This is a genomic window from Halanaerobium sp., assembly GCF_003070835.1.
This window is the reverse complement of record NZ_QBLR01000149.1, coordinates 1-8,236: the sequence shown is the minus strand read 5'-3', so window position 1 is coordinate 8,236 and position 8,236 is coordinate 1. Positions and strand designations below refer to the sequence as shown.

Sequence of the window (8,236 nt, the reverse complement as noted above, 5' to 3'; positions counted from 1 at the left end):
AACATTAACATTTGATTTTTCAAATCAAGCAGAAGGAACCGCAGCATTGGATCCATCGCAAACATATAACAAAATATCAATATTCGGTAATTTTGGAACATCTCCAAGCTCAGAGCAAGTATTCTATATAGATGATATAGTTTTTATTAACTAAATAAAGTATTATTAAATAAAACATTTTCGCTGAAGATGATTTTACTTCAGCGAGAATGTTTATCAAAAAATAATCAAAATGATTAACAGATTAAATATAAGGTTATCTTTGAATATCTAATTAATAAGTATAATTTCTATTAAATGGATAGAATATTTTAAAGATATTGGAGATTTAATGATATAAAATATTATAGAGATATAGATGTCTATTTTTAGACTATTTAAAAAAAGTATTTTCTAATAAGAATTAGGAGAAATTCTATGACAAAAAATAGAAAAAAATTGTTTTTATTACTCATCTTAATATCAATGCTTTTAATATTAACTGCCTGTAATGGTGGAAGCAGTGACAGCATCAGCAGTCACACTCTAACTGTACAGGTTGATTATAATCAATCTTCTCCACTTATGATTGAACTCTATGATGAGGAAGAAATGGTTGCCAATGAAGAAGGAGACTCAGCTCAGTTTGAAGTAAAAAATGGTACTTATACTTTAAAGGTATACAATGACTCAACTGCAAAATCAAAAAGCGTAGTTATCAACGGTAGTGACCATACTGTAGCTGTATCATTTTTAGATCCTACAATTCCAGAAGATGACTGGGAACCTGGTGCTGGCTGGAACCTCGACTGGAGCGATGAATTCAATGACGGGGATTTTGATACTAATATCTGGACAAGACAGCGATTGATGACTCCTTTCAATAATGAATTGGAAAGTTATACAGGTGAGCGATCAACAGCCTATGAAGAGAATGGTTATATGGTATTGAAAGCAACTTATGATGGTGGAGCTTATGATCAGCAGGGTAACTATACTTCAGCCAGGGTTATATCTAATCCAGGAGGTCAGGATGGAGACTCTGGAGCTGATGGAAAAACATTTAAATATGGGAAAATAGCAGCTAGAATCAAATTACCTGGTGGTAAAGGTATCTGGCCAGCATTCTGGATGTTGGGAGATAATATAAGTGAAACTGGTGGTAGTACATCTTGGCCGCAGTGTGGTGAAATTGATATTTTAGAAAGTGGAGCTAAAGGAGATCCAAATTATGGTCAGGGAACAGTTCATGGAACAGTCCATCGAGATCCTGGTACAGAATCAAATACTGCAGGATATAATGAACCCGTTCCAGCTGGATCATATACTCTAGCAGATGGTGAGCTATTTAAGGATGACTTTCATGTATTTGCAATAGAGTGGGATCAGGAAGAGATTATATGGAAATTAGATGGAATTGAATTTGGAAGAAAAGATATTTCTTCAGATATTGAAAATGAATTTCATAAGAATTTTTATGTGCTATTCAATATTGCTGTAGGAGGCCACTTTACTGATACTCCTGATGAAACAACAGGTTTTCCACAGTATATGTATATAGATTGGATTAGACATTACACTAAATAGTTAGATCTTAAAAATACAGGCGGCAACTGGCCGGGCTACCCGGATTCCACTACAGAATTTCCACAGAAGATGTATGTTGATTGGGTAAGAGTTTACAAGTAATAAAAATTTGAAGGGATGAAAATTTAATGACAAAAAAAATTAAAGTTATTCAGACAGCAAAAGATACAGAAGACAGATTGACAGAAAAGAATACACTAGAATTCAAAAAAGAAACGGTTGCTGCTTCAGCGGCCTTTGAAATCAAACGGGACCAAAAAGCTCAGTCGATCACTGGTTTTGGTGGGGCCTTTACTGAAGCGGGAGCCTACACTTTAGCCCAGGTACCGTCAGAATTGAGAGATGAAGTATTAGAAGCATATTTTCATCCTGAAAAAGGAATCGGCTACAGCTTGTGCAGAACCCACATTAACAGCTGTGATTTTTCACTGGGCAACTATGCCTATACAGAAACTGAGGGAGACACAGAACTTCGAGACTTTGATCTTTCCCGGGATGAAGAATATTTAATTCCTTTTATCAAAGATGCAATGGCAGTTGAGGGAGCAGAATTTAAGCTCTTTTCCTCACCCTGGAGTCCACCTGCCTGGATGAAAACAAACGGTAGGATGAACAAAGGCGGTAAATTAAAAAAAGAATACTGGCAGACCTGGGCCGACTATTTTGCCCGTTATATCAAAGAATATCAGCAAAGAGATATGGATATCTGGGGTGTGACCATTCAGAATGAGCCGATGGCTGAAACTCCCTGGGATAACTGTATTTATGAAGATGAAGAAGAAAGAGACTTTGTTAAGGTCTTAGGACCAACTTTAAAAGAAGCGGGTCTGGAAGATGTTAAGATTATGGTTTTTGACCACAACAAAGATATTATGAAATCCAGAGTTGATACCATTTTCACTGATCCGGAGGCAGCTAAGTGGGTCTGGGGAGTAGGTTTTCACTGGTATGGTGAAGATGACACTAAAGATATAGTTGATGATGAGGTTTTAAGCTATACCTATGAGACCTACAATAAGGAACTGGTCTTTACTGAAGGCTGTAATCCCCTATTTGATGCAGATGATTTTATTGGAGAATGGTGGACCGGTGAAAAATACGGACGCCATGTCATCGCTGATCTAAACCATTATACAACTGGCTGGGTTGACTGGAATCTCGTTCTGAACGAAGAAGGTGGACCAAATCATGTTCAAAATTACTGTGATGCGCCAATAATTGTGGATACTCAGAAGAACAAAATCCATTATAACAGTCCCTACTATTATCTGGGTCATTTCAGCAAATATATTAAGCCTGGAGCCACAAAAATTGGGGTTGCGTCAGCAAATGATGAGCTTTTGATTACAGCCTTCGAAAATCCAGATCAGACTACAGCAGTTGTAGTTATGAATGAAAAAGATGAGGCACAGGAATTCAGCTTAAAAGAAGAGGGTCAGGCAGTTAAAATTACAATTCCGGCTCATGCGATTCAGACTCTGGTTTATTAAGACTATGAGATTATTTTCACTTGTACCCGGTACAAATAGGTACAAAAATTATTAATAAAAGGGTGATAAAATGTTAAAGTTAAAGAAAAATTTTTCTGTGTTGTTAATTGTGCTTTTAGCTTTATCTTTTTTCAGTGCTGCTGTAAGTGCTGAAAACATTTTAGGTAATGGTGAATTTACAGAGGATATCAAAACTATCAACAATGTAACTGACAACGGTGGCGGGAATTTTGCAACCGAAGATAACTGGCTCTTTTTAGAGAATGCTGGAGCTGGTGTTGGAGAAATAGATAGTGAAATGTTTAAAGTATCTGTCTTTGAGGGCGGCAGCAATACCTATTCGATTCAGCTGCTGCAGGCACCGGTGGAAATCAAAAAAGGCTACAAATATAAAGTTGAGTTTGATGCTAAGGCCTCAAAGCCGAGAGAGTTAGAGTTAAAAGTTGGTGGAACAGCAGATAGAGGCTGGGGCTCATATGTCGGCGGTAAGGGAGAAACAGGAGGCTTTGTAGCAGAGCTTGACAGAGAAATGAAAAGTTATGAATTTGAATTTGTAATGATTGAAGATACTGATTCCAAGTCACGAGTAGAATTTCAGCTTGGTAAAAACACTGGTACAATCTGGCTGGATAATGTCAGCCTGACAGAAGTCGGAGAAGCATCTGCTGATGAGATTCCAGAAGAACAGAAAAAAAAGTGGGTTTATAATAAAGACTTCTTCTTTATCTTTAATGTAGCTGTTGGTGGTAACATGGGTGGTCAGGTCGATACTGATTTCCCTAAAGAAATGCTGGTTGACTACATTAAAGTTTATGATCAGGACGGTAACTTAGACTGGGAAGATGACTTTGATGGAGAAGAGGTTAATGAGGATTACTGGACCTATGAAGTAGGAAACGGTCATAAGCAGGGTATTCCTGGCTGGGGTAATAATGAGCTGCAGTATTATACTGAAGGTGAAAATGCACATGTTGAAGACAGTAACTTAGTAATTACAGTTAGAGAAGAACAGCGCAGTGATCAGTATGGGGAATATGATTATACTTCTACCAGAATGATTACTCAGGATAAAGTTAATATGAAATATGGTCGAGTTGAAATCAGAGCAAAACTTCCTGAAGGACAGGGACTCTGGCCTGCATTCTGGATGTTAGGTTCAGATATCACTGAAAACCCATGGCCTGGCTCCGGAGAAATTGACATGATGGAATTCATCGCCGGTCAGACAGATGAGGTTCACGGAACAGTTCACGGTCCCAACCACTATGGTGGTGGCGGAATTACCCAGCACTATGTTTTAGATGAAGGAGATTTTACTGACGGCTATCACGATTTTATTTTCGAATGGACTCCAGACGAAATGAGATGGTATATTGATGATGATCAAGAGCCATATCATGTTGTAGAAAGAACAGATGATAATCAGGCTCAAAGAGGTGGAAATCCTGAAGAACCAGAATATACTAAAAACGCGGTTGTCAATGGTGAATTTAACAGCTCAATTTTAGATAAAATGAGCAGTTCTCCTGATAACTGGTATGTCTGGACAGGAGAAGGTGGCGCAGTTAGTGATTATGGTGTAGAAGACGGTGAATTTAAAATTGATGTTTCAAGTCTTGGTAATCAGACCTGGGCTATTCAGTTTGCTCAGTATGTCGATCTTGATGCAGGAGACTACAGATTGAGTTTTGAAGCCAGAGCAGATGCTGAACGCGATATAATTGCAATGGTGCAGGAAGACGGTGGAGACTGGAAAGTTTATGGAGAAGCACAGCCTACTTTAACTTCTGAAATGAAAAAATATATAGTAGATGTTTCTTTAGCTGCAGCAGACATACCTAAATTATTATTTTCATTAGGAAATACTGATAATGGTGAGACAACTGCAGTTTATATCGATAATGTTAAATTAGAAAAATTGAACTAAAAATTAAATAGTTAGAATAACAAAAAGGCTAAAACCCCTAAGCAGGGTTTTAGCCTTTAATCATTTCTAATAATTCTCAAGTGCCCGGTACCTACTCAGCAACAATAGCTTCAATAGCCGCCAGTTCTTCATTGGTAAAGCCAGTATTGTTTAAAGTACCAGCATTTTCAATAATCTGCTCAACCTTGCTGGCTCCAACTAAAACAGAAGTTGCTCCCTGTTCTAAAATCCAGGCTAAAGCCATCTGTGAGAGGCTCTGTCCTCTGTCAGCAGCAATATCGTTTAGCTGTCTTACTTTATCCAGCTTTTCTTCTGTAATGCTGTCTTTTTTCAGAAAGCCGCTTTCTTTGGCTGCTCTTGAGTCTTCTGGAATTCCACCCAGATATTTATCAGTCAGCAATCCTTGAGATAGCGGTGAGAAGATGATTGAACCCATTCCTACATCTTCCAGGGTTCCTAATAGATTTTCCTCTTCTGACCAGCGATCAAAGATAGAATAGTTAAACTGATTTAAGAGTAAGTCAACTCCCAGCTTATCGGCAACTTCTACTGCCTTTTTTGTCTGTTCGGCATTATAGTTAGAAATACCGACATATAGAGCTTTTCCCTGATCCTGAATCTGTTTTAAAGCACCAATAGTTTCTTCAAGTGGTGTATCAGGATCTGGACGGTGATGATAAAAGATATCTACATAGTCAAGGCCCATCCGCATTAAGCTCTGGTCAATACTTGAAATAAGATATTTGCGAGAACCCCAGTCTCCATAAGGCCCCGGCCACATATAATAACCGGCCTTGGAAGAAATAATCAGTTCATCTCTGTAAGGAGCGAAGTCTTTTTCCAGTAAAATCCCCATAGTTTCCTCTGCAGAGCCAGCTGGAGGCCCATAATTGTTGGCAAGATCAAAGTGGGTGATTCCTAAATCAAAAGCTTTGCGCAGCATTTTGCGGGCATTTTCTAAGGTATCAACTCCACCAAAATTGTGCCAGAGTCCTAAGGAAATTGCCGGAAGCTTGAGACCACTGTTCCCAGTATAATTGTACTCCATTTTTTCATAACGATTTTCGTCAGCTAAATAAGGCATCAAAAAACCTCCTCTTATGATTTTTAATTCAAGACATTTAAAAAACTTCAACTAAAATATAATATATTTTAAAAAATTTACTCAATTCTACTATTAGTATATCAGAAAAATCGATTTAGTTAAATGTAAGTTGATTACAATTAGTTGATAAAAATTGATATTAATAATTTAATTTGATTAGATAATATAGTATAATAAAAATGATAGGGAATAAAATGACTGATATTTATGATTTTGAAGCTCAGTAGAACTTTAGAAGTAGTGAGATATAGTTGACTAATTTACTAAACTTTATTAAAATATAGATATACTAAAAACGGTGGTGGTTAAAATTAAAGATAAACGTACAATCTTTTTATTTGTTGGCATCATAGTTGCTCTGCTTGTCTGGAACCTCAGCATTCCCGGTCTTTCTTTAGCTGGACGGAAAATGTTTTCCTTAACTCTGATGACAGTTATTTTTTGGGCGGCAAAGGTGGCTGACTCTGCCTATATCGCAGCGCTATTTTTGATGTCAATGCTGATATTTGAAATTGCACCGGCAGAAGAAGTGCTTTCACTCTGGACTTCCCAAACTGTCTATCTGGTAATTGGTGCTTATTTAATTGCAGCAGCGGTTGAGCGCTCCGGTCTGGGAGAACGGATAGCCTATAAGTTCATTATCCGCTTTGTTGATTCTTACCGGTCGATTATAATTTCTATTTTTGCTTTGACCTTTCTTCTAAGTTTAATTATTCCTCATCCCTGGCCGCGGGCTTTTATTATTATGTCTGTTATGTCAGTCGTCATTGAAAATGCAGGAATTAATCAAAATGACGCTTCTAAAATTGGGCTAACTGTTTTTGCAGCTTCAATTCCGATTTCGATGATTTTTTTAACAGGAGAAAGCACCCTCAATTTTATGACTCTGGAGTTTGCTGGAGTTGATTTAAGCTGGGGTGGCTGGCTTTTGTATATGGGAGCTCCAGCAGCACTGGCAGCTTTATTAACTCTTTTTGTGATTTTAAAATTATTTAAAGCAGAAGAAAAAGTAGAGATCAATAAGAAAAAAATTGGTCAGAAACTTCTGGACCTGGGAATGATGTCTGCTGAAGAACAGCGGACTGTTTTCTGGCTGATTGCAGCTGTTGTGTTATGGATGACTGATTCTTTTCATGGAGTTGAACTGGGGTGGATCACTTTAACCATTGCTGTGATGATGAGTCTTCCGCTCAGTGGAGATATTCTAAAAAAAGAAGACTGGAATCAGGTTCCGATTAAGGTGCTGATTTTTCTAACTGCAGCAGTAGCAATAGGTAAGGTAGGATCTTTAACCGGGATGAATCAGTGGCTGGCTCAGGTTGTGCTGCCGGCAGAGACCCCTGGAAATATGCTCTATTTTGCTCTGATGACAGCAGGGATCTCAATTGTTTTACATATGTTTTTGGGCAGTGTAATCGCAGTGATGGGAATTGCAATTCCTGCTTTTATTATCTTTGCTGAAAGCTGTGGCATTAACCCTTTAGTTCCAGCTCTCTTTGTTTACACTGCAATTGGAACTCATTATATTCTGCCTTTTCATCACCTCAATATTCTGGTGGGAATGGGAAAAGAAAATGGAAACTACTCCGAAAAAAGTGTAATTAAACTCGGAATACCACTGACAGCAGTAGCCATAATTACCGTGATCTTTGAATATTTCTGGTGGCAGTTTACCGGTTTAATCTAATTTTTTATGATTAAGCGAATTTCATAAAAATAAGCCTTGATATAACAAAGATTTTAATGATATAAAAAGGGCTTCACCCCATCTTGTCGAATTAAATAGTAGCACCCATAAAATACGAAAGAAGGTGAAGCCCTATTAATAATATTCGACAAGAGTGTCTCTTTCCCTTTGAAGAATTACTTAATTTATCGGAAACTGACAAATTAATTTGTATTTTAGATCCTATTGATCTTAAACCTGTTGTTGAAAAGATAAAGCCTAAGTCTAATAAAGGACCAACTGGATATAATCCAGAAGCTATTTTAAGAGCTTTTCTGGTTCAGCAGATTGAAAAGATCCCCAGCAGAGCGGACTTAGTAAGTAAAATTGATAGAAGTCCTTATCTCAGATATGTCTGCGGTTTTTCTACCACTGGTAGGGTGCCCAGTGAAGCAACATTTAGCCGATATTACAGCAAATTA

Annotated in this window: 6 protein-coding genes; 5 read left to right on the top strand and 1 reads right to left on the bottom strand. The window is 37.6% G+C overall.

The genetic code is table 11. The annotated features are described in order from the left end of the window. The first annotated feature begins 417 nt into the window (after nt 1-417). From CI949_RS13445 to CI949_RS13435, 3 genes are all read left to right on the top strand, one after another. Nucleotides 418-1,566, top strand: coding sequence for a family 16 glycosylhydrolase (locus CI949_RS13445; protein WP_166637097.1), 1,149 nt, complete (start codon nt 418-420; stop codon nt 1,564-1,566). 128 nt (nt 1,567-1,694) lie between these two features. Beyond that, a complete protein-coding gene (locus CI949_RS13440; protein WP_108142705.1) occupies nt 1,695-3,056 on the top strand; it encodes a glycoside hydrolase family 30 beta sandwich domain-containing protein in 1,362 nt (453 codons plus the stop codon). A gap of 70 nt (nt 3,057-3,126) precedes the next feature. Continuing rightward, on the top strand, nt 3,127-4,983 hold the full coding sequence (locus CI949_RS13435; protein ID WP_108142703.1) for a family 16 glycosylhydrolase: 1,857 nt from the start codon (nt 3,127-3,129) through the stop codon (nt 4,981-4,983). Between the two features lie 91 nt (nt 4,984-5,074). Here the strand turns inward: CI949_RS13435 and mgrA are convergent, their stop codons facing one another. Continuing rightward, entirely contained in the window at nt 5,075-6,067 is a 993-nt protein-coding gene (mgrA, locus tag CI949_RS13430) for an L-glyceraldehyde 3-phosphate reductase (protein ID WP_108142701.1), read from the bottom strand. A gap of 322 nt (nt 6,068-6,389) precedes the next feature. Between mgrA and CI949_RS13425 the strand changes: the two genes are divergently transcribed. Both CI949_RS13425 and CI949_RS20950 read left to right on the top strand, forming a co-directional pair. Beyond that, a complete protein-coding gene (locus CI949_RS13425; protein ID WP_108142713.1) occupies nt 6,390-7,775 on the top strand; it encodes an SLC13 family permease in 1,386 nt (461 codons plus the stop codon). Nucleotides 7,776-7,909: 134 nt separating this feature from the next. Next, nucleotides 7,910-8,236: transposase (locus CI949_RS20950; protein WP_365941659.1), on the top strand; the 327-nt coding region annotated here is incomplete at its 3' end.